Source organism: Dyella sp., from assembly GCF_035508675.1.
Lineage (GTDB): Bacteria > Pseudomonadota > Gammaproteobacteria > Xanthomonadales > Rhodanobacteraceae > Dyella_B.
The window spans coordinates 1-21,243 of sequence record NZ_DATJMN010000350.1 but is presented as its reverse complement, the minus strand read 5'-3'; the positions used below and the strand labels follow the sequence as shown (position 1 = coordinate 21,243).

General features: G+C 63.7%; 25 protein-coding genes and 1 pseudogene. 9 read left to right on the top strand and 17 right to left on the bottom strand.

Annotated elements, in window-relative coordinates:
* Positions 1 to 58: 58 nt before the first annotated feature.
* The 12 genes from ptsP to VMA74_RS18505 all read right to left on the bottom strand — a co-directional run bounded on the left by ptsP (position 59) and on the right by VMA74_RS18505 (position 10,447).
* A complete protein-coding gene (gene ptsP / locus VMA74_RS18560; RefSeq protein WP_325369670.1) occupies positions 59 to 1,801 on the bottom strand; it encodes a phosphoenolpyruvate--protein phosphotransferase in 1,743 nt (580 codons plus the stop codon).
* A gap of 128 nt (positions 1,802 to 1,929) precedes the next feature.
* Positions 1,930 to 2,199 (bottom strand): HPr family phosphocarrier protein, encoded by a 270-nt coding sequence (locus VMA74_RS18555; protein WP_325369668.1) that lies wholly within the window; start codon positions 2,197 to 2,199, stop codon positions 1,930 to 1,932.
* Positions 2,192 to 2,584, bottom strand: a complete 393-nt coding sequence (locus VMA74_RS18550) for a PTS fructose IIA subunit family protein (RefSeq protein WP_325369666.1) — start codon at positions 2,582 to 2,584, stop codon at positions 2,192 to 2,194. Before VMA74_RS18550 ends, VMA74_RS18555 begins: the two co-directional genes overlap by 8 nt.
* A gap of 43 nt (positions 2,585 to 2,627) precedes the next feature.
* The gene (rapZ, locus tag VMA74_RS18545; RefSeq protein ID WP_325369664.1) at positions 2,628 to 3,521 is read right to left on the bottom strand and encodes an RNase adapter RapZ; all 894 of its coding nucleotides are present in this window, start codon (positions 3,519 to 3,521) and stop codon (positions 2,628 to 2,630) included.
* Between the two features lie 4 nt (positions 3,522 to 3,525).
* Positions 3,526 to 4,476 carry an HPr(Ser) kinase/phosphatase gene (gene hprK / locus VMA74_RS18540; RefSeq protein WP_325369663.1) on the bottom strand — a complete coding sequence of 317 codons (951 nt, stop codon included), beginning with the start codon at positions 4,474 to 4,476 and terminating at the stop codon, positions 3,526 to 3,528.
* 312 nt (positions 4,477 to 4,788) lie between these two features.
* Positions 4,789 to 5,112 carry a ribosome hibernation-promoting factor, HPF/YfiA family gene (gene hpf, locus VMA74_RS18535; protein ID WP_325369661.1) on the bottom strand — a complete coding sequence of 108 codons (324 nt, stop codon included), beginning with the start codon at positions 5,110 to 5,112 and terminating at the stop codon, positions 4,789 to 4,791.
* Between the two features lie 154 nt (positions 5,113 to 5,266).
* Positions 5,267 to 6,751 carry an RNA polymerase factor sigma-54 gene (locus tag VMA74_RS18530; protein ID WP_325369659.1) on the bottom strand — a complete coding sequence of 495 codons (1,485 nt, stop codon included), beginning with the start codon at positions 6,749 to 6,751 and terminating at the stop codon, positions 5,267 to 5,269.
* Between the two features lie 167 nt (positions 6,752 to 6,918).
* Complete coding sequence (lptB, locus tag VMA74_RS18525) at positions 6,919 to 7,638, bottom strand: LPS export ABC transporter ATP-binding protein (protein ID WP_325369656.1); 720 nt, start codon at positions 7,636 to 7,638, stop codon at positions 6,919 to 6,921.
* A 7-nt stretch (positions 7,639 to 7,645) separates the two neighbouring features.
* Positions 7,646 to 8,251, bottom strand: coding sequence for a lipopolysaccharide transport periplasmic protein LptA (lptA, locus tag VMA74_RS18520; RefSeq protein ID WP_325369654.1), 606 nt, complete (start codon positions 8,249 to 8,251; stop codon positions 7,646 to 7,648).
* Positions 8,217 to 8,879, bottom strand: a complete 663-nt coding sequence (gene lptC / locus VMA74_RS18515; protein WP_325369652.1) for an LPS export ABC transporter periplasmic protein LptC — start codon at positions 8,877 to 8,879, stop codon at positions 8,217 to 8,219. The genes lptA and lptC overlap by 35 nt, the downstream gene beginning before the upstream one ends.
* Positions 8,876 to 9,418 (bottom strand): HAD-IIIA family hydrolase, encoded by a 543-nt coding sequence (locus VMA74_RS18510; protein WP_325369650.1) that lies wholly within the window; start codon positions 9,416 to 9,418, stop codon positions 8,876 to 8,878. The genes lptC and VMA74_RS18510 overlap by 4 nt, the downstream gene beginning before the upstream one ends.
* An 18-nt stretch (positions 9,419 to 9,436) precedes the next feature.
* Positions 9,437 to 10,447 carry a KpsF/GutQ family sugar-phosphate isomerase gene (locus VMA74_RS18505; protein ID WP_325369648.1) on the bottom strand — a complete coding sequence of 337 codons (1,011 nt, stop codon included), beginning with the start codon at positions 10,445 to 10,447 and terminating at the stop codon, positions 9,437 to 9,439.
* A gap of 168 nt (positions 10,448 to 10,615) precedes the next feature.
* Between VMA74_RS18505 and VMA74_RS18500 the strand changes: the two genes are divergently transcribed.
* Positions 10,616 to 10,855 carry a BolA family protein gene (locus VMA74_RS18500; RefSeq protein ID WP_325369646.1) on the top strand — a complete coding sequence of 80 codons (240 nt, stop codon included), beginning with the start codon at positions 10,616 to 10,618 and terminating at the stop codon, positions 10,853 to 10,855.
* 40 nt (positions 10,856 to 10,895) lie between these two features.
* On the top strand, positions 10,896 to 12,155 hold the full coding sequence (gene murA, locus VMA74_RS18495) for a UDP-N-acetylglucosamine 1-carboxyvinyltransferase (protein ID WP_325369644.1): 1,260 nt from the start codon (positions 10,896 to 10,898) through the stop codon (positions 12,153 to 12,155).
* Between the two features lie 78 nt (positions 12,156 to 12,233).
* On the opposite strand, the gene VMA74_RS18490 is transcribed toward murA, so the two are convergent.
* The 3 genes from VMA74_RS18490 to purM form a co-directional block, all read right to left on the bottom strand.
* Complete coding sequence (locus VMA74_RS18490) at positions 12,234 to 12,938, bottom strand: DUF3108 domain-containing protein (protein WP_325369642.1); 705 nt, start codon at positions 12,936 to 12,938, stop codon at positions 12,234 to 12,236.
* Positions 12,939 to 12,980: 42 nt separating this feature from the next.
* Complete coding sequence (gene purN, locus VMA74_RS18485; protein WP_325369640.1) at positions 12,981 to 13,643, bottom strand: phosphoribosylglycinamide formyltransferase; 663 nt, start codon at positions 13,641 to 13,643, stop codon at positions 12,981 to 12,983.
* A gap of 86 nt (positions 13,644 to 13,729) precedes the next feature.
* Positions 13,730 to 14,758, bottom strand: coding sequence for a phosphoribosylformylglycinamidine cyclo-ligase (gene purM, locus VMA74_RS18480; RefSeq protein ID WP_325369638.1), 1,029 nt, complete (start codon positions 14,756 to 14,758; stop codon positions 13,730 to 13,732).
* Positions 14,759 to 14,921: 163 nt separating this feature from the next.
* On the opposite strand from purM, the gene VMA74_RS18475 reads away from it, so the two are divergent.
* The 7 genes from VMA74_RS18475 to VMA74_RS18445 all read left to right on the top strand — a co-directional run bounded on the left by VMA74_RS18475 (position 14,922) and on the right by VMA74_RS18445 (position 19,732).
* Complete coding sequence (locus VMA74_RS18475; RefSeq protein ID WP_325369636.1) at positions 14,922 to 15,857, top strand: DUF2066 domain-containing protein; 936 nt, start codon at positions 14,922 to 14,924, stop codon at positions 15,855 to 15,857.
* A 15-nt stretch (positions 15,858 to 15,872) separates the two neighbouring features.
* On the top strand, positions 15,873 to 16,460 hold the full coding sequence (locus VMA74_RS18470; protein ID WP_325369634.1) for a CDP-alcohol phosphatidyltransferase family protein: 588 nt from the start codon (positions 15,873 to 15,875) through the stop codon (positions 16,458 to 16,460).
* A 114-nt stretch (positions 16,461 to 16,574) separates the two neighbouring features.
* Positions 16,575 to 17,726, top strand: a complete 1,152-nt coding sequence (locus tag VMA74_RS18465; protein ID WP_325369632.1) for an AI-2E family transporter — start codon at positions 16,575 to 16,577, stop codon at positions 17,724 to 17,726.
* Positions 17,723 to 18,430 (top strand): DnaA regulatory inactivator Hda, encoded by a 708-nt coding sequence (gene hda, locus VMA74_RS18460; protein ID WP_325369631.1) that lies wholly within the window; start codon positions 17,723 to 17,725, stop codon positions 18,428 to 18,430. Before VMA74_RS18465 ends, hda begins: the two co-directional genes overlap by 4 nt.
* Before the next feature lie 45 nt (positions 18,431 to 18,475).
* Positions 18,476 to 18,982 (top strand): GFA family protein, encoded by a 507-nt coding sequence (locus VMA74_RS18455; protein WP_325369630.1) that lies wholly within the window; start codon positions 18,476 to 18,478, stop codon positions 18,980 to 18,982.
* The gene (locus tag VMA74_RS18450) at positions 18,900 to 19,301 is read left to right on the top strand and encodes a VOC family protein (protein ID WP_325369629.1); all 402 of its coding nucleotides are present in this window, start codon (positions 18,900 to 18,902) and stop codon (positions 19,299 to 19,301) included. The genes VMA74_RS18455 and VMA74_RS18450 overlap by 83 nt, the downstream gene beginning before the upstream one ends.
* Before the next feature lie 44 nt (positions 19,302 to 19,345).
* On the top strand, positions 19,346 to 19,732 hold the full coding sequence (locus VMA74_RS18445; RefSeq protein WP_325369628.1) for a VOC family protein: 387 nt from the start codon (positions 19,346 to 19,348) through the stop codon (positions 19,730 to 19,732).
* Positions 19,733 to 19,749: 17 nt separating this feature from the next.
* Here VMA74_RS18445 and VMA74_RS18440 read toward each other — a convergent pair whose 3' ends face one another.
* Positions 19,750 to 20,766 (bottom strand): Rieske 2Fe-2S domain-containing protein, encoded by a 1,017-nt coding sequence (locus tag VMA74_RS18440; protein ID WP_325369626.1) that lies wholly within the window; start codon positions 20,764 to 20,766, stop codon positions 19,750 to 19,752.
* A pseudogene (locus VMA74_RS18435) lies at positions 20,763 to 21,243 on the bottom strand (hypothetical protein); the annotation flags it as partial. The pseudogene VMA74_RS18435 and the gene VMA74_RS18440, both read right to left, overlap by 4 nt.

The window sequence follows — 21,243 nt, the reverse complement described above, 5'->3', positions numbered from 1 at the left end:
AACTACGCGCTGGACTTATCCATCGCCCCGGCGAATCTCAAGCACGGGGAACTGGGATTTATGCCGGCACCGAACAGGTGATCGAGGCGAGCAAGGCTTCGGCTTCTTCGTGCGTGCGTGCGCGAATCAATCGCGGTGCGTAGCTGCGCAATCTGGCGTGATCGAGCGAGGCGAGGCGGTCGCGTACGACCAGGATCTTGCTGGGGTGCATGCTGAATTCGCACAGGCCAAGGGCGAGCAGCAGGGCGGTAAAGTTTTCGTCGCCGCCGATTTCGCCGCACAGGCTTACCGGCTTGCCCGCGCGGCGGCCGGCCGAGATGACATGCGACAGCAAGCGCAGCAGCGCGGGCTGCAGCGGGTTGTAGATGTTGTCGAGCGCGTCGTTGCCGCGGTCGGCGGCGAGCACGTATTGCGCCAGGTCGTTGGTGCCGATGGCGAGGAAGTCGGAATGTTCGAGCAGGGCGCGCACGTTGATGGCGGCGGCGGGTACTTCGATCATCGCGCCGAGCGGGAGTTTTTCCGGCAGGTCGATGTTCTCGCGCTTGAGGTCCTGGCGCGCCAGCTTGAACAGCGTGCGCACCGCAATGAGCTCATCCGGTTGCGTCACCATCGGGACCAGCACGCGCACCGGACCGTAGCAGGCGGCCCGCAGGATGGCACGGATCTGGGTGGTGAACACCGCGGGATGGCGCAGCGACAAGCGCACGCCGCGCACACCCAGTGCGGGGTTTTCTTCGCCGCGGATGACTAGGCCGGCTGCATCGGCCTTGTCGGCGCCGAGGTCGAGCGTGCGGATGGTGACCGGTGCGCCACCCATGCCGAGCACCACGTCACGATAGGCGTTGAACTGTTCGTCTTCGGAGGGCAGGCCCTTGTGGCGTAGGAACAGGAATTCCGTGCGGTACAGGCCGACGCCGTCGGCGCCGCGTGCGCGGGCGAGCGCAACGTCGCTGGGCGATTCGGCGTTGGCCAGCAGGCGCACGCCAATGCCATCGCGCGTTTGCGTGGGGGCATTGGCCAGGCTGGCAAGGCGGCGGCCTTCCTGCGCGGCTTCGCGCTGCCAGGAACGGTAGTGCGCCAGATCCTGCGCGGTGGGATGCAGTACGGCCTCGCCGCGCTCGGTGTCGAGCAGGATCAGGTCGTCGTCGTGGATGGTGGAAAGCGCATCGCGCGTGCCCACCAGCATCGGCAGGTTGAGGCTGCGCGCAAGAATGGCGCTATGCGAATACGGGCTGCCGGAACTGGTGATGACGCCGAGCAAGCCGTGGCCGGCCAGGTGCGCCATGTCGGCCGGCGCGATGGTATCGGCGACGAGGATTTCGCCGACGCGCGCGGCAAGTTTGCGTTCTTCTGCGCTGGTTTGGCGTTGCAGGGCGGAGATGACGCGACCGATGACCTGGTCGACGTCTTCCATGCGGCTGCGCAGATAAGGATCGTCCATGGCGCTGAAGACACCGGCCAGGCGGTCGCGCTGTTTCTTCAGCGCGGCGCCGGCGCGGTAGCGGCCGATGGTGATCATTTCGTCCAGGCCGCGGATCAGCTCCGCGTCGTCCAGCAGCAGGCTGTGCGCGTCGATGAATTCGTTGACTTCGCGCGCCAGCGCACCGTGCAGCTTGCCGCGCAGCTCGTGCAGTTCCTGCCGCGCGGTATCCAGCGCGGCGTGCAGGCGTTCCAGTTCGGAAGGAATTTCCTCTTCGGCAAGCGGACGCGTGTCGACCAGATAGCGGCTGGGCTGCACCAGACGGGCGCGCCCAAGGGTCATGCCGCGCGAGGCCATGGTGCCGGCGAGGATTTGCCTCATGGGCAGCCCCCTTGGGAGACAGCGTGAATCGTGAATCGTAAATCGTAAATCGTCGTCGCAGCGATCCGCTCAGCGCGGCGGGCTGCTATTCCGATTCCCGATTTACGACTCCCGATTCCCGGCTCCATCTACGCCCCTTCGTCGAATTTGCGATCGAACAGATCGATCACTGCGCTGAGTGCCGCGGTCTCATCCGGGCCATCGGCGCGAATGGTCAGCGGCGTACCGATGCCTGCCGCCAGCATCATCACGCCCATGATGCTTTGCGCATTCACTTCGCGTCCTTTGCTGACCAGCCACACGGTGGATTTGAAACTTTGCACGAGTTGCACCAGCTTGGCCGATGCGCGGGCATGCAAGCCCAGCTTGTTGGAGACGACAATATCTTTTTCAAGCATGATCGATGAAGATTCCTCCGCGACCGCCGCTGGCCGCGATTTCCGCAAGTTCGTCCAGCGGCTTGTCGGCGTAGTTGAGTACGCGCAGCAGCATGGGCAGGTTCAATCCCGAAACACAGCGCAGCCTTACGCCTACCGTACTCAACGACAGCCCGATGTTGCAGGGGGTCGCGCCATACAAGTCGGCCAGCACCAGCACGCCTTCGCCTTGATCCAGTTCGCGCGCATGCTTGGCGGTCAGCGTGCGCATCACATCCGGATCGGCCTGTGCGGGTACTTCCACGGTGGCGACCCGCAGCGGCAGCTTCGGCAGCACATGGCGTGCCGCCTTGACCAGCGCCTGGCCGACCGACTCGTGGGTCATCAGAAGCACGCCCACGCTCATGACGCGGCGGCTTCGTTGGGGTGGGTGAAAGGCAGCATAAACATCACTCAAGTTCGCGATGGAAAGTGAGAACCCCTTCGCGCGTGGTGCGATAGTGCGCGGCGAGTTTCTCGACCAGGTACACCGAACGGTGGCGGCCGCCGGTGCAGCCGATGGAAATGGTGACGTAGCTGCGATCGTCCGCCTCGAAGCGGGGCAGCCACGCGTCTAGCCAGCGTGCGGTGTCGTCGAAGTATTCGCCCACTACGGGCTGGCGCTCCAGGAATTCGCGCACCGGACCATCCTTGCCGGACAGCGGGCGCAGCGTGGGCTCCCAATGCGGGTTGGGCAGGCAACGGGCGTCGAACACGAAATCCGAATCCAGCGGCAGCCCGCGCCGGAACGCGAACGATTGGAACATCAGGGTAAGGCCCGAGGTGGTTTGCGCGTAGCCGGTGGCGATCAGGCGGCGCAGCTGGTGCACATTCAAGTCGCTGGAGTCGATCACGCGCTCGGCGATCGCCATCAACGGGCGCAGCAGGCGGCGTTCCTCGGCGATGGCGTCGGCGAGCGATACACCGCGCAGGGCCAGCGGATGCCGGCGGCGCGTTTCGGAATAACGCTTGATCAGTACGGTGTCGTTGCAGTCGATGAAGATCAGGTGCACCTGCACAGTGGCGGCCAATGCGGACAGCACCTTGGGCATGTGCCGGAAATCTTCGTCGCGGTTGCGCACGTCCACGCCCACGGCAATGCGCCGGCGATGGCTGTCGCCGCGCGTAGCCGCTTCCACCAGCTGCGGCAGCAGCGCGCTGGGCAGGTTGTCGACGCAGTAGAACTCCAGATCTTCCAGCGCGCGCAAGGCCACCGTCTTGCCGCCACCGGACATGCCGGTAAGCACCACCAGGTGGATGGCGTTCGGGTCGTCGTTGGAAATCAGCCCTTCGTACTGAGTCATGGGTTCACCAAGGCGGCAGCCGGCGCATCTGATGGGCCTGGCGGTCCATGAAGCTTTGGGCCGGATCGATGCCTTTGCTCTTCAACATATGGCTGCGTACCGCCGCTTCCACCAGCACCGCCAGGTTGCGGCCGGGCGCGACGGGCAGGGTGATCATCGGCACTTTCACGTCGAAGATGTCGCGATGGCCCACGTCGCCGGTAAGACGGGTGAGCGCATCGACGTTTTCACCGTCGCGCAAGGGTTTGAGATGAATCACCAGGCGCAGGTATTTGGATTGCTTGACCGACGTATGGCCGAACATCTCGCGCACGTTTAGCACCCCGAGGCCGCGCACTTCGAGCAGGTCCTGCAGGAGTTCGGGACAGCCACCATCGATCACATCGGGTGCGATCAGCGTGAATTCCGGCGCATCGTCGGCGACCAGGCGATGGCCGCGGCTGATCAGTTCCAGCGCCAGCTCGCTCTTGCCGGAGCCGGCGTCGCCGGTGATGAGTACGCCGATGGAGAACACTTCCAACAGCACACCATGCAAGGTGAGGCGTGGCGCCATGGTGCGCGCCAGGTGGTATTGCATCCAGGTCAGCAGTTCATGGCCGCGCTTGGCGCTGAGCCATAACGGCGTGTCGGTTTCTTCCGCCACTTCGCGCAGGTCGGCGGGAATCGCCTGGTCCTTGGTGACGATGAAGGCGACCGGCTGCGTGGCGGCGGCCTTGTGGATTACTTCCCAGCGCTGGCGCGAATCCAGGCTGTCGAGATAGCTGAGCTCCTCGGTGCCGACGATCTGGATCTTGTTCGGGTAGATCACATTGAGATAACCCACCAGCGACGGGCGGCGGGCCGGAGTGGAGCCGTATTCGAGCACGCGCGTTTCGCCACGCATGCCGGCCACCCAGCGCAGTGCCATGCGCTCGTGGATGTCATCGAAGAGTTGTCGTGCGGTAAGCCGGTCCAAAGATATTCCCTTTGCGCCGCGTGGCTGCCTGGGCGGGGCGGCGGCGAGGGACATTGTGCCAGTTTTACGGCTCCCACTCTCTTTTGGGGGAGCGGGGCGGGATGAGGGGACAGCCTTGCCTGCTGCCGAATGGTCCGTAGGTTGGCGGCTAGCCCTGGACTCGATCCGGGGCGGCCCCCTACATGACGATGTACCTGACGGCGTAGGGGTTCGGCTGCGCCTCACCGCCAACTACGCGTGTTTGAGGAATGATTCAGAGGTATCGCAAGGGTGACCCTCTCCCCGGCGGGGAGAGGGTAGGTAGCGGGTGTATCAACCGTACTGACGGATTTCTCTTACTTCACGTTGATGTTTATCGCACAGCTTTTCGCGATAACGGCGAAGTTGATCGACGAGTTTGTCGAACAGGGCGTCGATGGAAGCGTACATGTCGTTCTCGGTGGCTTCGGCGTGCAATGTATTGCCCGCTACCTTGAGGGTTCCCTCAGCGCATTGCTGCAGCTTGTCCACCGACAGCACCACCGTCAGGCTGACTATGCGGTCATCGAGGCGGGTCAATCGGTCAAGCTTGGCTTCGGCACGGCTGCGCAAAGCCTGCGTTACTTCGATCCGTTGGCCACTGAGTTGGAATTGCATGGTACGCCTCCTACTAGAGCTGGCCGCCAATGGCGGCGTTGGTCGATGCGCGGATCGTGTGAGCGATCGTTGCATCGTGAAGCAAGACCTTGTGTATGAATGTGGGATCGCTCTCCTACAACGCAAGTTCCCTAGTCACGCCGAAACAACGCATTCAACTATTGCGCTGTCGTTCGCTGGAGCTGGGAATGCGCAGGATTTCCCGGTATTTCGCAACCGTGCGGCGCGCCACCTGGATACCCTTGTTGTGCAGTTCCTCGGCCAGCGCCTGGTCGGAGAGCGGCTTGCGCGGATCTTCGTTGTCGACCAGCTTGCGCAGCATGGCCTGGATGGCGGTGGCGGACGCGCTGCCGCCGTCTTCGGTGGACACGCCGCTGGAGAAGAAATACTTCAGCTCGTACGTACCGCGCGGCGTGTGGATGTATTTGCGCGTGGTTACACGTGAAATGGTTGATTCGTGCATACCCACCTCCTCCGCCACTTCGCGTAGCACCAGCGGCTGCATCGCTTCCGGACCATAGTCCAGGAAGGCGCTCTGCCTTCGCACGATCGCGTCGGCGACCTTCAAGAGTGTTTCGGCACGGGATTCCAAACTTTTAATCAGCCAGCGCGCCTCCTGCAGTTGGCCGCGCATCCAGCTGGCATCTTCGCTGCGCGCCTGGGCGATCAGGCTGCAGTAATGGTGGTTGAGGCTGAGCTTGGGCTGGCTGTCGGGATTGAGCAGCACGCGCCAGCGCGTGCCGTCCTTGCGCGCGTAGACATCGGGCGCCACGTATTCCACTGGCGTGGTGTCCATCGCCGCGCCCGGGCGCGGGTCCAGGCTGCGGATGAGAATGGCGGCGCCGGTGGTTTCTTCCTCGGTGGCGTGCAGGCGGCGAGCCAGCTTGGCCATGTCGTTGCGCGCCAGCAGTTCCAGTTCGTGTTCCACGATGCGCAGGGCGAGATCGCGGAACGGCGTGCTGGGATCGAACTGTTCAAGCTGCGCGCGCAGGCAATCGGGAAGGTCGATGCTGGCCACGCCGGCGGGATCGAAATGCTGCAGCTGGCGGCGTACCGCTTCCACTTCCTCGGCGGTGGCCTTCAGGTGTGGGGGCAGCGCGGCGAGTACGGCGTCGATGCCTTCGCCCAGGTAACCGTCGGTATTGAGCGCGTCGATCAGCACGGTGGCGATCGCTTTCGCACGCGGCTCCATCGGCGTGAGATTAAGCTGCCACAGCAGGTGTTCCTGCAGCGATTCGGCCGCGGCGTTTTGCGGCTCCATGCCTTCTTCGTCGCGATTGCCGGAGCCGTTGCCGTTGCCGCTGCCGTTGTTGGAGGAGAAGTCGATCGGCTCGTCGGAGCTGATCTCCGGCTCCGTCCACTCAGGCGCTTCGTCGTTGGCATCGCTGCCGCCGGGGGCCGCGTCGCTGCTTGCCGAGGACAGCGATTCGAATTCGCTGTCGTATTCGCCGTCGGCTTCGGTTTCGGCCTGTTCTTCTGTCGCGTCTTCGGCGAACTCCAGCAAGGGGTTGCTCTCGGCGAGCTGGCGCAGTTCGGCGGCCAGCTCCAGTTGCGACAGTTGCAGCAGCCGGATGGCTTGTTGCAATTGCGGTGTGAGAGCCAGCTGTTGATTGAGACGGAACTGGAGCCCTGGTTTCATGCCTGCCAATAGGGTTTAGCTGGCTTCATCCTAACCCCTCGGCGGAACGCCGGCCATAGTTGACACGGCTCACGTCATGCCGCCTTATACGCGGATGTGAAGCGGCGCATATTAGGCTTGTGCGGGTAAAAAAGTTGGAGTATTTACCTAGGTTTTGAAGGCGCCGGTCAAAGCCGGAATTCGCGACCCAGGTACACTTCGCGCACCCGCTCGTCCGCCAGGATATGTGCTGGCGTGCCGCGCGAGAGCACCTCGCCTTCGTTCATGATGTAGGCGCGGTCGCAGATGCCTAATGTTTCGCGCACGTTATGGTCGGTGATCAGCACGCCGATGCCGCGTTCCTTCAGGTGGCGCACGATGCGCTGGATTTCCCCCACCGAAATCGGGTCCACGCCGGCGAACGGTTCGTCCAGCAGCATGTAGCGTGGTTGCGCGGCCAGGGCGCGCGCGATTTCCACGCGGCGACGCTCACCACCGGACAAGCTGATGCCTTTCTGGCCGGCGATGTGGGCGATTTTCAGCTCGTCCAGCAGGCTTTCCAGTTCGGCGTCGCGCTTGCGCTGGTCCAGGCCTTCACGCAGTTCCAATACGGCCATGATGTTGTCGGCCACGCTAAGGCGGCGGAATACCGAGGCTTCCTGCGGCAGGTAGCCGATGCCGAGCTTGGCGCGCGCGTGCATGGGCAGGCCGGTGATGTCCTGCTTGTCGAGTTTGATCGCCCCGCCATCGGCCTCGATCAGGCCCACGATCATGTAGAAACAGGTGGTTTTGCCGGCGCCGTTGGGCCCTAGCAGGCCGACTACCTCGCCCTGGCGGATCGAAAAGGCGAAATCGCGCACCACTTGGCGTGCGCGGAAACTTTTTTGCAGCCCTTCTGCGGAAAGCATGTAACGGTTATTCCTTCGAGGCGCTGCTGGCGGAGGCCGGCGCGCGGGTACTGGATGACGATGCCGGCTTGCCGGCGCCCGGCGCCGGTTTGGCGGGTGTTGGCGGCGTCGCCGGTGCGGCGCCGTGTTTCGGCGGCGGCAGCGGCTTCTGCTTGGGCAGGAAGGTCATGGTGACCGGGCCGGCGCCATTGCTTTCGCCGACCATGTAGTTGGTCTGCGTGTTGTAGGTGAGCTTGGCGCCGTGCGCGTCGCCCTTGTTCTGCTGGTGCACGAAGGCATTGCCGGTGAGGATGGCGATGCCGTTGACGTTGTCGTAATACAGCTGGTCGGCGTCGCCGGTCATCAGGTTGCCGTTGTCGTCGATCTGTTCGATATGCGGACGCTTTTGCGGCGTGCCGGTCACGATGATGTGGTCGACGGAGGTGTCTTCCTTCGCCGTGTAGATCTTGGCGACTTCGCCCGTGAGCTTCATCGTGCCTTGCGTAATCAGCACATTGCCGGTGAAGGTACTGACGGTATTGGGCTGGTTGTAGCCGTCGAAGCTGTCGGCATGCACGACATGGATCGGCTGGTTGCGGTCATCCTGCCTTGCCAGCGCCGGCTGCAGCGACAAGAGTCCTGCAATCAACAGGCTTAGCCGTAGCATTGTTCTGGCTTGAATACAGCAGGCCGTGCACGTCATGGAGCAACTCCAAATGGTTATCGTTGAGGCTGGCACGCATGCCGACGCCGTTCATTACGCTTGCGCCCTGCGTCATGGTGGCCGGGTCCGCGGTTTGCATGCGGTTCTCCTTCGGCCAGCCGGTGACATTGGAAGTACATAATGTTGCCATGGGACCTTGGGCGTAGGCAGGGCGATGCATGTAGACCGCGCCGTCCAACCGCATTTCCGTACCGCTTTTATTGACCCAGCCAAATGGCGCGTTGCCATGCCAGTCCGGTATGCCCGGCTTCTTCGCGGTGATCTCGAACTCCGGCGCATTGATGTAAAGCGATTCGTCGCCGCCGCGGCGATCCATGCGCGGCGCCGTCATGGTGAAACTCAGCAAGCCATCGACGTCATAGCTCCACACGGTCGAGTTGTAGAGCACATAGTCGGAAATGGGCGGCCCGATGAATTCGTTGACCGGCGGCGCCCCCACCACCCAGCTGCGCAACATCCAACTGGCTGGCGCGGCAATCGCCAACAGCACGATGGCGACATAGGTACGGTTGTCACGCAGGTATTGGCGCAGGCTCACCGCCAATGCTCCTGTTCGGCGGCGCTTTTGCCCTGCGCATGCAGGATCAGATCGCACACTTCGCGCACCGCGCCCAGGCCGCCGCCGAGACGCGTACGGTAGTGCGCGCGCTCGGCCACCCACGGGTGGGCGTTGGCGACGGCAACGGCCAGGCCGGCCAGTTGCATGGCCGGCAGGTCGGGCAGGTCGTCGCCGACGAAGGCGGCTTCTTCCGGCGCCAGTTCCAAGGCCTCCAGGATCTGGCGCAAGCATTCGCGCTTGTCGGATTGGCCTTGATACACGTGCGCGATATTGAGTTCTTCCGCCCGCAAAGCCACCGGATGACTGATGCGCGCGCTGACGATGGCCACTTGAACACCATGCGCTTGCAGGCGCTTCAGGCCGAGGCCGTCATGCACGTGGAACACCTTGGTTTCGTGGCCGCTTTCGCTGTACCACAGGCGGCCATCGGTGAGCGTGCCGTCCACGTCGAACGCGGCCAGGCGGATCCTGGCGGCGCGGGCGAGCACGTCGGCAGGCAGGTTGGATAAATAATCCATGCGGTAACCCAAACCTCGTTAGACCACGCGTGCGCGCAGCAGATCGTGAATGTTGAGGGCGCCGACCACGCGTTGCGCATCGTCGACCACCAGCAGGGCGTGAATCTGATACTTCTCCATCAGCTGCGCTGCTTCGATCGCCAGCTTGTCGGCACCGATCACCTTCGGGCCGCGCGTCATCAGGTCGCTGACGTGCGCATTGCGCAGGTCGACGCCGTCGTCATCGAGCGCGCGGCGCAAGTCGCCGTCGGTGAACACGCCGAGCAGGTGCTGTTCGCGGTCCACGACGGCGGTCATGCCGAGATGCTTGCGGGTCATTTCCATCAGGGCTTCGGTCACGGAGGCATCCGGGGCAATCATCGGGATGCCCTGGCCGGTGTGCATCACATCGCTGATGTGCAGCAGCAAGCGACGCCCCAGGGTGCCCGCCGGGTGGGAACGCGCGAAGTCCTCGGAGGTAAACCCGCGTGCCTCCAGTAGCGCGATGGCGAGGGCGTCGCCCATCACCAGCGCCGCCGTGGTGCTGGCGGTGGGCGCCAGGCCCAGCGGGCAGGCTTCGGCCGAAATCCCGGCGTCCAGGTGCACGTCGGCCTGCCCGGCGAGCGAGGATTCCGGGTTGCCGGTGATGGCGATCAGCGGAATGCCCTGGCGCTTGATCACCGGCAGGATGAACAGGATTTCGTCGGTTTCGCCCGAGTTGGACAGGGCCAGCACCACGTCCTGCGGCAGGATCATCCCCAAGTCGCCGTGGCTGGCTTCACCCGGATGTACAAAAAAGGCCGGGGTGCCGGTGGAGGCCAGGGTCGCGGCGATCTTGCGCCCGACGTGCCCGGACTTGCCCATGCCGGTGACCACCACGCGCCCCTTGCAGCCCAGGATCAGCCGGCAGGCGTGGACGAAGGTCTGGTCGATGCGCGGCTCCAGCGCGCGGATGGCGGCGGCTTCGGTGGCGATGACCGTGCGCGCGCTGCGCACGACGGCGGCGGCGTCCACCCGGGTGGATTTGGGCTTGGCGATGGGTGCGTTCATGCGTCCTCGTAGCTGGCTGGACAGGGCGGCGACAGCATGTGTCGTTTCTGCGACAGCGGATTTCCATTAACATGGCATATTCGCATTCTATCTTGATGCCTGTCGCCGATGGTTCCACCTGTACGGGTTGGCAACCGGCGTTCAGCATCGCAAGTATTTGGAAAATCAATGGACGCAGCCAGCATCCAGGCAATGATCGAAACCGGCCTGCCCGGCGCAAAGGCAAGTGTGCAGGGGGATGATGGGGTGCATTTCGAGGCGGAAGTCGTGGCCGAGCAGTTCAAGGGCAAGCTGCCCTTGGCGCGGCATCGCCTGGTGTATGCCACTCTCGGCGACCTCATGGGAGGCGCCATCCACGCACTCGCCCTCAAGACTCTGACACCCGATGAAGCCGCTGCGCGCCGTTGACGCCGTCGCCCCGGGCGTCACCTATTTCAAGGATTCACCCATGGCAAAAATCCTGATCAGCGGCGGCGAGCCGCTACGCGGTGAAGTGGGCATTTCCGGCGCCAAGAACGCCGTGCTGCCGATTCTCGCTTCCTGCCTGCTGGCCGATGAGCCGGTCACGATCAGCAACGTGCCGCATCTGCACGACGTCACCACCACCATGGAGCTGCTCGGCCAGATGGGCGTGCAACTGGTGCTGGACGACCGCATGAAGATCCAGGTGGATCCGCGCTCCGCCGACCGCTACTTCGCCCCGTACGAGCTGGTGAAAACCATGCGCGCGTCGATCCTGGTGCTGGGGCCGCTGGTGGCGCGCTTCGGCCAGGCGGAGGTATCGCTGCCCGGCGGCTGCCAGATCGGCTCGCGTCCGGTGGACCAGCACATCCGCGGCCTGCAGGCGCTGGGTGCGGAGATCGACGTCGAGAACGGCTACATCAAGGCACGCGCCAAGCGTCTGAAGGGCGCTCGCATCGTGATGGACATGGTGACCGTCACCGGCACCGAGAACGTGATGATGGCGGCGGTGCTCGCCGCCGGCACCAGCGTGATCGAAAACGCGGCGCAGGAACCGGAAGTGGTGGATCTTGCCCATTGCCTCAATGCGCTCGGTGCGCAGATCCAGGGTGCGGGCACCTCCACCCTGGTGATCCACGGCGTGGAACGCCTGCATGGCGGCCACTACGAAGTGCTGCCCGACCGCATCGAAACCGGCACCTTCCTGGTCGGCGCCGCGATGACCGGCGGCAAGATCCGCGCCCGCAACGCGCGCGCCAACACGCTCGATGCCGTGCTGGCGAAGCTGGAAGAAGCCGGTGCGCATATTTCCACCGGGCCGGACTGGATCGAGCTGGACATGCAGGGCCGCCGCCCGAAGGCGGTAAACATCACCACCGCACCGTATCCGGCGTTTCCCACCGACATGCAGGCGCAGTTCACCGCGCTCAACTGCGTGGCGGAGGGCGTGGGCGTGATTACCGAAACCGTGTTCGAAAACCGCTTCATGCATGCGCATGAATTGCAGCGCCTGGGCGCCGACATTCGCCTGGAAGGCAACACCGCGATCATTCGCGGCGTGGACAAGATGAGCGGTGCGCCGATCATGGCCACCGACCTGCGCGCCTCAGCCTGCCTGGTATTGGCGGGGCTGGTGGCAGAAGGCGACACCACGGTGGATCGCGTGTATCACATCGATCGTGGTTACGAGAATATCGAGGAAAAGCTCAGCACGCTTGGGGCGAGGATTCGCCGGTTGCCGACTTGAATCTGCGGGAATCGTAAGAGCGGGCCCAGCACATTGCGGGCGACCGCTCTTGGCGATTTACGATTGACGATTCCCGATTTACGGTTGCTGGAACCGCACCAACTCCAGCGTCAAATCCCCGCCATCGCTCTGCGCCAGCTTCACCGGCAGCGGGTATTTGTTCGGCACGTACCACGCATCGAAGTGCTTGTCCGAATCGGTACGCGTGACGCGTTCGGCCTGGAAACTGCCGGCCGGCACTTTCACGCTCTCGCTGCCTTGCACCTTGAACTGCTGCTGCTCCACGTGCTGCCTCACGCCGACCGGCAGGCTCACGCTCTGGTTGCCGCCGCGCAGCGCCAGGCCAAGCGCGTACGAAATGGTGTTGCGGTCGACCATGCCCGGCACGGCGGCGTAGCGGGTGGCGCCTTTGCCTTCATCCACGCTCACCTGCCTGGTATCCCAGTTGACCTGCATGCTGCGTTGCTTGGTCTTGAAGGCAACGACCTTGGAGGAATAGCTCTCCGTCTCGGGCGCGTTGCCGTTCCAGCGGAAACGCGTGATATCGCTGGAGCTGGCGCCCAGCGCCGCCGCCAGGCCCGACGTGCCTTGGGTCTGGTTGCTGTATTCGTATTGGCCGTTGCCCAGCGATTTCAGCGTGATGGTCGCTTCGCCCATCGGTTGGCCCTGGCTGGTTACCGCGTAGGTGGCGGTGAACGGCGTGGGCTGTGCAGCGAATGCAGCGGTGGAGGCAGCCAGCGCAAGGCCGGCGAGGAGGGAGCGGAGGAGGTTGTGTGTGCGCATGGATCGGCAGTGTACGCGCGAAGTCTGAACGCCTGATGGCAATCAGCGCACGAGTTGGCCGTCCACACAGCGCAAGGGTTTGCGAAGCGGCTGATGGTCGAACACGATGCCTTGTTCGACCAGGGCCAGCCTGTTCGCAGCCAGCAATGCAACGACGGCGGTCAGCAGTTGGTGTTCCAGCGGCAGCAGTCGTGTGGCCAGCGTGGTTTCGTCATCGCCGGCTTCGATGGGCAAGGTGGTTTGCGCAATGATCGGGCCGCCGTCGAGTTCGGCGGTCACGAAATGCACGCTTGCGCCGTGTTCGAGGTCGCCGGCTTTCAGTGCGCGGCGATGCGTATGCAGGCCGCGATATTTCGGCAGCAGGGAAGGGTGGATGTTGATCATCCGCCCCGCCCAGGGTTTGAGCGCGTCGCCGTCGATGATGCGCATGAAGCCGGCCAGCACGAGCAGATCCGGCTTGCTGGCGCCGATGCGATCGAACAGCGCGAAGTCATAAGCACGACGATCGGCGTATTCGCGCGGATCGAGCACGGTGGTGGGCACGCCTGCGCCTTGCGCGAGTTGCAGCACCGGCGCATCGGCCTTGTCGCTGGCGACCAGCACGAATTCCACCGGCAGTTCGCCACGTTCGCGCGCAGCCAGCAGCGCGGCGAAATTGCTGCCGCGGCCGGAGGCGAGGACTGCGATGCGAAGCGGTGTGGACATGTAAGGACGGTCGCGAAGTGCTTTAGCGGCCGGCATTCCGCGCTCGCGGGAATGACGGCACAAAAAATGTGCGGCGAGTTTGGTGCTCAGCCGATATGCACGCGCTCGTCACCGTGCGCCTGCACCACTTCGCCGATCACCCAGCTCTTCAAATCATGCTTGGCGAGCAGCGCCGAAGCCGCGCTCACCGCATCACGCGGCAGCAGCACGGTAAAGCCCACGCCGCAGTTGAACGTGCGCCACATTTCTTCGCGCGCCACCTTGCCTTCGCGCATCAACCAGTCGAACACCGGCGGCAGCACGATGGCGGATGCGTCGATGTTCAAACCGAGGCCGTCGGGCACCACGCGGATGATGTTTTCCTTCAGTCCGCCACCGGTGATGTGCGCCATGCCGTGCACCGACACGGACTGCAGCAGCTCCAGCATCGGCTTGACGTAGATGGTGGTGGGCGCCATCAGCGCATCGGCCAGGCTTACGCCGCCAAGGTCCAGCTCCAGCGGATGGCCCGCGCGCTCGACGATCTTGCGAATCAGCGAATAACCGTTGGAATGCGGACCGGACGAAGCCACGGCCAGAATCACGTCGCCGGCCACCACGCTGTCGCCGCTGAGCAGGGCTTCCTTCTCCACCGCGCCGACGGTGAAGCCGGCCAGGTCGTATTCGCCCGGCGGATACATGTCGGGCATTTCCGCCGTTTCGCCGCCGATCAAGGCGCAGCCGGCCAGTTCGCAACCCTTGGCGATGCCGCCGACCACGGCCACGGTGGTATCCACGTCCAGCTTGCCGGTGGCGAAATAATCGAGGAAGAACAACGGCTCGGCGCCCTGCACCAGCACATCGTTCACGCACATGCCCACCAGGTCGATGCCGATGGTGTCGTGGCGGTTCAACTGCTGCGCCAGCTTGAGCTTGGTGCCCACGCCATCGGTGCCCGAGACCAGCACCGGCTCCTTGTAGCGGGTGCCCAGGTTGAACAGGCCACCGAAGCCGCCCAGCCCGCCCATCACCTCGGGGCGAAAGGTGCGCTTCACCAACGGCTTGATACGTTCGACCACGGCATTGCCGGCATCGATATCCACGCCTGCAGCGCGGTAAGTAAGGGCGTCGGACATGGCCAACCTGAGCTTGGAGAAACATCCAATGATAGACGTTAAGCGTCGGATTGGGCAGACTTTTGCCCGATCCCCGCCCCTGAATACGGCCACCCGACCCATGCGTCTGCCACGTTTGCCGATCGCCCTTCTGTTGTTTGGTCTCGTTCTGGGGCTCAGCCCCATGGCACGCGGGCAAACCACCAACTCACCCTACACCGTGGTGGTGCCAGTCACCGATACCAGCGCAACGCAGCGCAGCCAGGCGTTCCAGTCGGCCTTGGGGCAGGTGCTGGTGCGCGTCTCAGGCGGCCAGGACTTGAGCGGCAAGCCAGGCTATGCCGATGCCTTGCAGAACGCCGCCGGCATCGTCAAACAGTTCCAGTACCAGGCCGATCACGGCAACCCGCCCAGCTTCACGCTGGCGGTCAGTTTCGACCAGGGTGCTGTGCAGCGCCTGATCACGCAGTTGGGCGCCACCACGGCCGGCGTGCGGCCGCCGCTGCTGCTGGTGGTGAAGGCCGGCGACGGCCACCTGCTCAAGCAGGACGAGCTAGGCGCGCTGGCCGGCGCGATCAACAAGCACGGTTATCAGGTGAGCTATGCCGATGATCCCTCGCAATTGCCGGACCTGGGCAAGCTGGCCGATGCCGATCCGGCGGCCTTGTCCGCGATCAGCCGCATCTACCACACCGGCCTGGTACTGATCGGCAACCTGCATGCGAACAGTGCCGACTGGACGCTGGTCAGCGGCGGCCAATCCCAGCACTGGAGCGCGCAGAACAATGATCCGAACGCCTTGCTGGCCGATGCCGGCCAAGGCGCCACCGACCGGCTGAGCCAGGCGCTCAATGTGATCGCCACCGGCGACGTGAGCGGCAAGCTGTGGGTGTCGGGCCTGCATTCGGCGATGGATTACGCCAACCTGCTTGCCACGCTGCGCGCCGATCCTTCCGTGCATAGCGTGGCCACGGAAGGCGCCCAGGACGACGGCGTGATGCTGTCGGTCACGGCAGGCATGCCGCTGGACAACCTGGTCACCAACCTTGCCGCGGCGGGGCGCGTGATGGAAGGCCAGTCCCACGATGGCGCCGACGCCAGCTTGCGCTGGCTGCATTGATCCGTATTTGCCGCGATGCCCATTGCGTCGCCATCACCCTGGAGGCATCTCCCTAACGCCATCTCCATGCTGCGGGTGCTGCTCGTCGCGCCGATCTGCTGGCTGCTATGGCAAGAGCGCTGGCCGTTCGCCTTGCTGCTGGTGGCGGTGGCCGGCGTGTCGGATGGATTGGATGGTTTCCTGGCGCGTCATTACGGCTGGCAAAGCCGGCTCGGCGGCATCCTCGATGCGGTGGCCGACAAGCTGTTGCTGATCGCCTGCTTCGTGATCCTGGCATGGCGGCAGCACGCGCCCGTCTGGTTGGCGATGATCGTATGCGGGCGGGACGTGATCATTGCGCTGGGTGCGCTGGGCTGGCGCATGCTGATCGGCCTGATCGAACCGCGGCCTAGCCTGCTGTCGAAAGCCTGCACGCTGGCGCAGATCATCTATTTGCTGATGGTCTTGTTGGCGCTGGCGGATTGGCCGGGTCTGCGCTCCACGGCGCTTGCCTGGCTGGTGGCGGCACTATGCGTGGCGAGCGGCGTGCATTACGTGCTGGTCTGGTCGCGCCGGGCTTGGCAGGTGCGGCACGCCGATTCCCTTTCTCCGCCTGGCGTGTGAAAGAAACACTGCCGCTTTCGCCGGTGATGCAAGTCGCGGCACACGGCAAGACTTTGAACAGTCCCCCACATCAGCCACACTTGGCTGCGTTCGCCCCTTCCAGACGAGCTTTTCGTGTCCATAAGCCAAGAGACATCCCGCCGCTGGCAGATGCTGGCGATCATCGTCGCCATCGGCCTGCTGGTATGGCTGCTGGCGCCGGTGCTGATGCCGTTCGCCGTCGCCGCCATGCTGGCCTACCTCAGCGATCCGCTGGCCGACCGGCTGGAGCGGTTCGGGGTGGGGCGTACCCTGGCGGTGAGCATCGTGTTTGTGGTGCTGATCCTGGTGATCGCTGCGGCGCTGTTGCTATTGGTGCCGTTGATTGCGCGGCAGATCGAAAACCTGGTGCAGAACTTCCCCCGCTACGTGGAGTGGGGCCGGGATACGGCCCTGCCGTGGCTGCAAGCCAAGCTGCACCTGGACCCCAAGGCGTTCGACACCGACCGGCTGATCGACCAGTTCAAGGAGCACATCGGTTCCATCGGCAGCGTGCTGGGCACGCTTTCGCGCTCCGGCGTGGGCGTGGTCGCATGGCTCACCAACCTGGTGCTGATTCCGGTGGTGTGGTTCTACCTGCTGCGCGATTGGGATCGCCTGGTGGCGTGGGTCGATCGCATGTTGCCTCGCTCGATCCAGCCGACCATTGCGCACCTGGCGCGCGAGTCCGATGCCGTGCTCGGCGCGTTCGTGCGCGGGCAATTGCTGGTGATGCTGGCACTGGCGATCTATTACGGTGTCGCCCTGACGCTGGTGGGCATTTCGGTGGGGCCACTGATCGGCATGGTCGCCGGCTTGCTCAGCTTCGTGCCGTATCTTGGTTTCATCACCGGTTTCGTGGCGGCGATCATTGCTTCGCTGGTGCAACATGGCGACTGGACGCACCTGCTGATGGTGGTGGGCGTGTTCGCCATCGGGCAATTGCTGGAAGGCTACGTGCTGGTGCCGCGGCTGGTGGGCGAGAAGATCGGCCTGCATCCGGTTGCGGTGATCTTCGCCGTGCTGGCCGGCGGTTATCTGTTCGGCTTTCTGGGCGTGCTGCTGGCATTGCCGGCCGCGTCGGTGATCCTGGTGCTGCTGCGCTATCTCGCGCAGCGCTACAAGCTCAGTGACCTGTATACGGAGAAAGGTGCGCCCGACAGCGTCATTGCCGAAGTCGACGTGACGGTGCACGAAAGCCAGGATGGCGAGCTACCGGTACATGTCGGACACAACGACCAACCATGACCGCGCAACTGCCTTTGGGATTGCGCTGGCCGCGCCGCCAGCGCTTCGAGCATTTCCACACCGGCGCCAATGCTGCTGCACTGGCCGCGATGCAGGCGCTAGCGACCCAGCCCGGTGCACCGTGGGTGTACCTGAGCGGTGCCGCCGGCAGCGGCAAAAGCCATCTGCTTATGGCCGCATGCCAGGTGGCGCACGAGGCTGGGCGCACCGTGCAATACCTGCCGCTGAAGAAGCTGCGCGAACACTTCATGGCCATCCGCGGCGTCGCCGGCAGCCAACTCATCGCGCTGGACGATGTGGACACGCTTGCCGGCGAACGCGAAGCCGAACATGCGCTGTTCGATCTTTACAACCGCGCCCGCGCCGAAGGCACCGCGCTGATCTTCACCGCGCAGGTCGCCCCGGCGCAGCTTCCCCTTACCTTGCCGGATTTGCGTTCCAGGCTTGGCGCCTGCACGCAGTTCGCGCTCAAGCCGCTGGATGATGGCGAGCGCCGCGAAGTGCTCAAACAACAAGCGGCATTGCGTGGCATCGAATTGGACGACCCCGTGCTCGACTGGTTGTTTGCACGTTACGTGCGCGACCTCGGGGCGTTGCTCGATCTGCTCGATCGCCTGGATCAGGCGTCACTGGCGGCGCAGCGCCGGGTTACCGTACCGTTTCTGCGGGCGTTCTTGCGCGAGACAGGTCAACCATCGCACTGAACTTCTTTTGAGCAAGCGTTCCGGACGGGTTGGAGGAAAGCAGGCATGAGTGCACGTATTCCTGAAGTAACGCCTGGTCGAATGCTTTCGGGCGAATGCCTGTGTGGTGATGTCCGTTATCGTGTCGAAGACCGTTTCCGCTATGCGTTGAATTGCCACTGCTCCCAGTGCCGCAAGGCAACCGGCTCCGCCTTCAAGCCCTTTGCGGGCATCGAACGCGACAAGCTCAGCATCACCCATGGGCAAGACGGCCTGACCGTGTTCGGCGACGAACATGCGCAGGACGTGCATTGCAGGCGATGTGGCTCGTTGCTGTATTCCGTTGTGCGCGACGGGCAATACGTGCACGTCACCCTGGGTACCCTGGTCGACGAACCGTCGATACGGCCGAGCGCGCATATTTTCGTCGGCTCGAAGGCGCCCTGGTACAGCATTACCGACAGCTGCCGCAATATGAGGAGTTCGGCTGATGACACAGATCATTACCCCCTTTTTGATGTTCGAAGGCGCGGCCGAAGATGCGATGCAGTTCTACGTCTCCTTGTTCGATGACTGCAGGATCGTTTCGGTGGAGCGCTGGGGTGCACACGATGTCGGCGCGGAAGGGAAGGTGAAAAAGGCGCAATTCATCCTGTGCGGACGTTCTTTCTATTGTTCCGACAGCCCGATAGAACACGGCTTCACGTTTACGCCGTCGCTTTCGCTGTTCATCGATCTGGATAGCGAGGCCAGCCTGGAACGCGCATTCTCCCAACTCGTGGAAGGCGGAAAGGTACTTATGCCGATCGACGATTATGGTTTCAGCAAAAAATTCGGTTGGGTCAACGACCGCTTCGGCGTGTCGTGGCAACTCAATGTGCCATCGCGATAAAAGCCGGGATTGCATCCCAGTCTGCCTACTCCAAGGATCAAAGCATGATCGACCACACCGGTGTCTCTGTACGTGATTTCGAAAAGAGCAAGGCGTTCTACACCAAGGCGCTCGCCGCGATTGGCTACGCCTTGCTGATGGAATTCCCCGCCGCCGTCACCGGCTACACCGACGTGGCCGGCTTCGGCGAACCGCCCAAGCCGGATTTCTGGATCAGCAAGGGCGTGCCCAATCAGCCGGCTATCCATGTGGCGTTTCGCGTGGATAGCCGCGCGAAAGTCGATGCGTTCTACCAGGCCGCGATGGCAGCCGGCGGCCGCGACAACGGGGCGCCCGGCCTTCGTCCGCATTACCACGAGCACTATTACGCGGCGTTTGTGCTGGACCCGGATGGGCACAATATCGAGGCGGTGTGTCATCAGGCGGTCTAGGGCCAGCAAATCTTTGGTCAAAGCATGAGGACGGTGTCGGAGTCGGCCGGAGCGGCCGCCGCGTCTTCCGCGTTGCTCCACGCGCTGAGCAGATGCCTGCGCACGACGTCGAAGCGCGTGATGACGTCCTTGCGGTCGGCAAACAGCCGGCTGTTGTCTGTCTGCATGGCAAGCATGCGCCGATCCTGCTGGGCAACCTTGCGGATAAACGGCCACAGGAACGCCCTCACCATCCATGCCGGAACGCGCCGGCCCTCGAGATGAAGCACGCCGATCAGGCGTGAGCGGTGCGCCGTTTCCGGGCTGAAGTGCAGCGAAATGCAGGCGCGGCTGCCGTTGCGGTAGTGATAGTGAAGCTGCGCGGTGCCCGGTGCGCTGAAAGAGGCCCGTTCACGTTCGCGAGGTGATTCAAACAGGCGATAGAGCAGGCCCGATTGCACACTCTGTCCGGCATAGTCCACCACGAATCCTTCCGCATCGGCACACAAGCTCACGTGCATCGCCTGCCTGGCTCCTTTACGGCGCACCAGGCCGGCATGCACGAAATGCGTATGCAAGGGATCGAGCACGTTTTCCAGGGCATCCACCATATGCGCGTGCCAGGTGGTTTGCCACAGAAACTTCCGGTGATCAGGGGCGAGCGCGCGAACGCGCGCGGGAATGTCCGTGTCGCCCTCTTCGGCGTAGCGTGCCCAGATCACCCCGTCGTACTCGATCACGGAAACCGCCCGCGCACGTACACCAGGCAAACACGTTTCCGGCGGCGCGCCGGGCAACGCCTGCAACTGGCCCTGCGCATCGAAGCGCCAGCCGTGATACGGGCATTGCAGAGTGCCGTCGATCACCGAGCCCTGGGACAGTGGCGCGTGGCGATGCGGGCAACGGTCCTGAAAGCCCACGACACGCTGACCGTCCAGCCGCGCGAGCACGATTGGCCGGTTCAGCAACATGGCCCTGACCGGCTTGCGTCCGATCTTCGCCGCCAGCGCCACCGCAAACCAGCGATGCTCCAGGTGTGATGCCCATTCGCTCATAGCTTGAACGTCTGCATGATCGGGATACCGATGTTTCGTGTCAGGAAACCTAGCGCATGAATGGCCCTGCGCCTACGCGGCGGCAAATGATTGACGAGCACGGCGCTGTACTCGATCGCAGGCAGGCCGCCACGCTGGCGTTTGAAATGTGCAACGCCCGCACTGAGATTGACCAGTCGCCCCTGCTCAGCCCCTTCGCGCAGGACGCAGGCGGCCAGCCTGCGATAAAGCCCCAGTTTCTGTGGCAGATCGGTGTTGTAGCCCACGATGGGCGAGGTGATCAGGTTGCCGAAACGGAACAGGCCGACAATCCCCTGCAACATGCCTGCGGGGTCGCGCAGCCCGAACAGCTGCAGCAGGCCGGCATGGTTCCAGGCCTTGATCAGGGTATGTCGATACTGCGGATTGAAGCGCGAATATTTATGGATGTAGAGCTCGGTATAGAGTTGTTCGGCGCGTAAGAAATTGTCCTCGCCA

Coding starts and splice junctions, on each gene's coding strand:
- ptsP (WP_325369670.1), bottom strand. CDS start 1,801: ATGAGGCAAATCCTCGCCGGCACCATGGCCTCGCGCGGCATGACCCTT.
- VMA74_RS18555 (WP_325369668.1), bottom strand. CDS start 2,199: ATGCTTGAAAAAGATATTGTCGTCTCCAACAAGCTGGGCTTGCATGCC.
- VMA74_RS18550 (WP_325369666.1), bottom strand. CDS start 2,584: ATGAGCGTGGGCGTGCTTCTGATGACCCACGAGTCGGTCGGCCAGGCG.
- rapZ (WP_325369664.1), bottom strand. CDS start 3,521: ATGACTCAGTACGAAGGGCTGATTTCCAACGACGACCCGAACGCCATC.
- hpf (WP_325369661.1), bottom strand. CDS start 5,112: ATGCAATTCCAACTCAGTGGCCAACGGATCGAAGTAACGCAGGCTTTG.
- VMA74_RS18530 (WP_325369659.1), bottom strand. CDS start 6,751: ATGAAACCAGGGCTCCAGTTCCGTCTCAATCAACAGCTGGCTCTCACA.
- lptB (WP_325369656.1), bottom strand. CDS start 7,638: ATGCTTTCCGCAGAAGGGCTGCAAAAAAGTTTCCGCGCACGCCAAGTG.
- VMA74_RS18510 (WP_325369650.1), bottom strand. CDS start 9,418: ATGGATTATTTATCCAACCTGCCTGCCGACGTGCTCGCCCGCGCCGCC.
- VMA74_RS18505 (WP_325369648.1), bottom strand. CDS start 10,447: ATGAACGCACCCATCGCCAAGCCCAAATCCACCCGGGTGGACGCCGCC.
- VMA74_RS18500 (WP_325369646.1), top strand. CDS start 10,616: ATGGACGCAGCCAGCATCCAGGCAATGATCGAAACCGGCCTGCCCGGC.
- murA (WP_325369644.1), top strand. CDS start 10,896: ATGGCAAAAATCCTGATCAGCGGCGGCGAGCCGCTACGCGGTGAAGTG.
- VMA74_RS18490 (WP_325369642.1), bottom strand. CDS start 12,938: ATGCGCACACACAACCTCCTCCGCTCCCTCCTCGCCGGCCTTGCGCTG.
- purN (WP_325369640.1), bottom strand. CDS start 13,643: ATGTCCACACCGCTTCGCATCGCAGTCCTCGCCTCCGGCCGCGGCAGC.
- purM (WP_325369638.1), bottom strand. CDS start 14,758: ATGTCCGACGCCCTTACTTACCGCGCTGCAGGCGTGGATATCGATGCC.
- VMA74_RS18475 (WP_325369636.1), top strand. CDS start 14,922: ATGGCACGCGGGCAAACCACCAACTCACCCTACACCGTGGTGGTGCCA.
- VMA74_RS18470 (WP_325369634.1), top strand. CDS start 15,873: ATGCCCATTGCGTCGCCATCACCCTGGAGGCATCTCCCTAACGCCATC.
- hda (WP_325369631.1), top strand. CDS start 17,723: ATGACCGCGCAACTGCCTTTGGGATTGCGCTGGCCGCGCCGCCAGCGC.
- VMA74_RS18455 (WP_325369630.1), top strand. CDS start 18,476: ATGAGTGCACGTATTCCTGAAGTAACGCCTGGTCGAATGCTTTCGGGC.
- VMA74_RS18450 (WP_325369629.1), top strand. CDS start 18,900: ATGACACAGATCATTACCCCCTTTTTGATGTTCGAAGGCGCGGCCGAA.
- VMA74_RS18445 (WP_325369628.1), top strand. CDS start 19,346: ATGATCGACCACACCGGTGTCTCTGTACGTGATTTCGAAAAGAGCAAG.
- VMA74_RS18440 (WP_325369626.1), bottom strand. CDS start 20,766: ATGAGCGAATGGGCATCACACCTGGAGCATCGCTGGTTTGCGGTGGCG.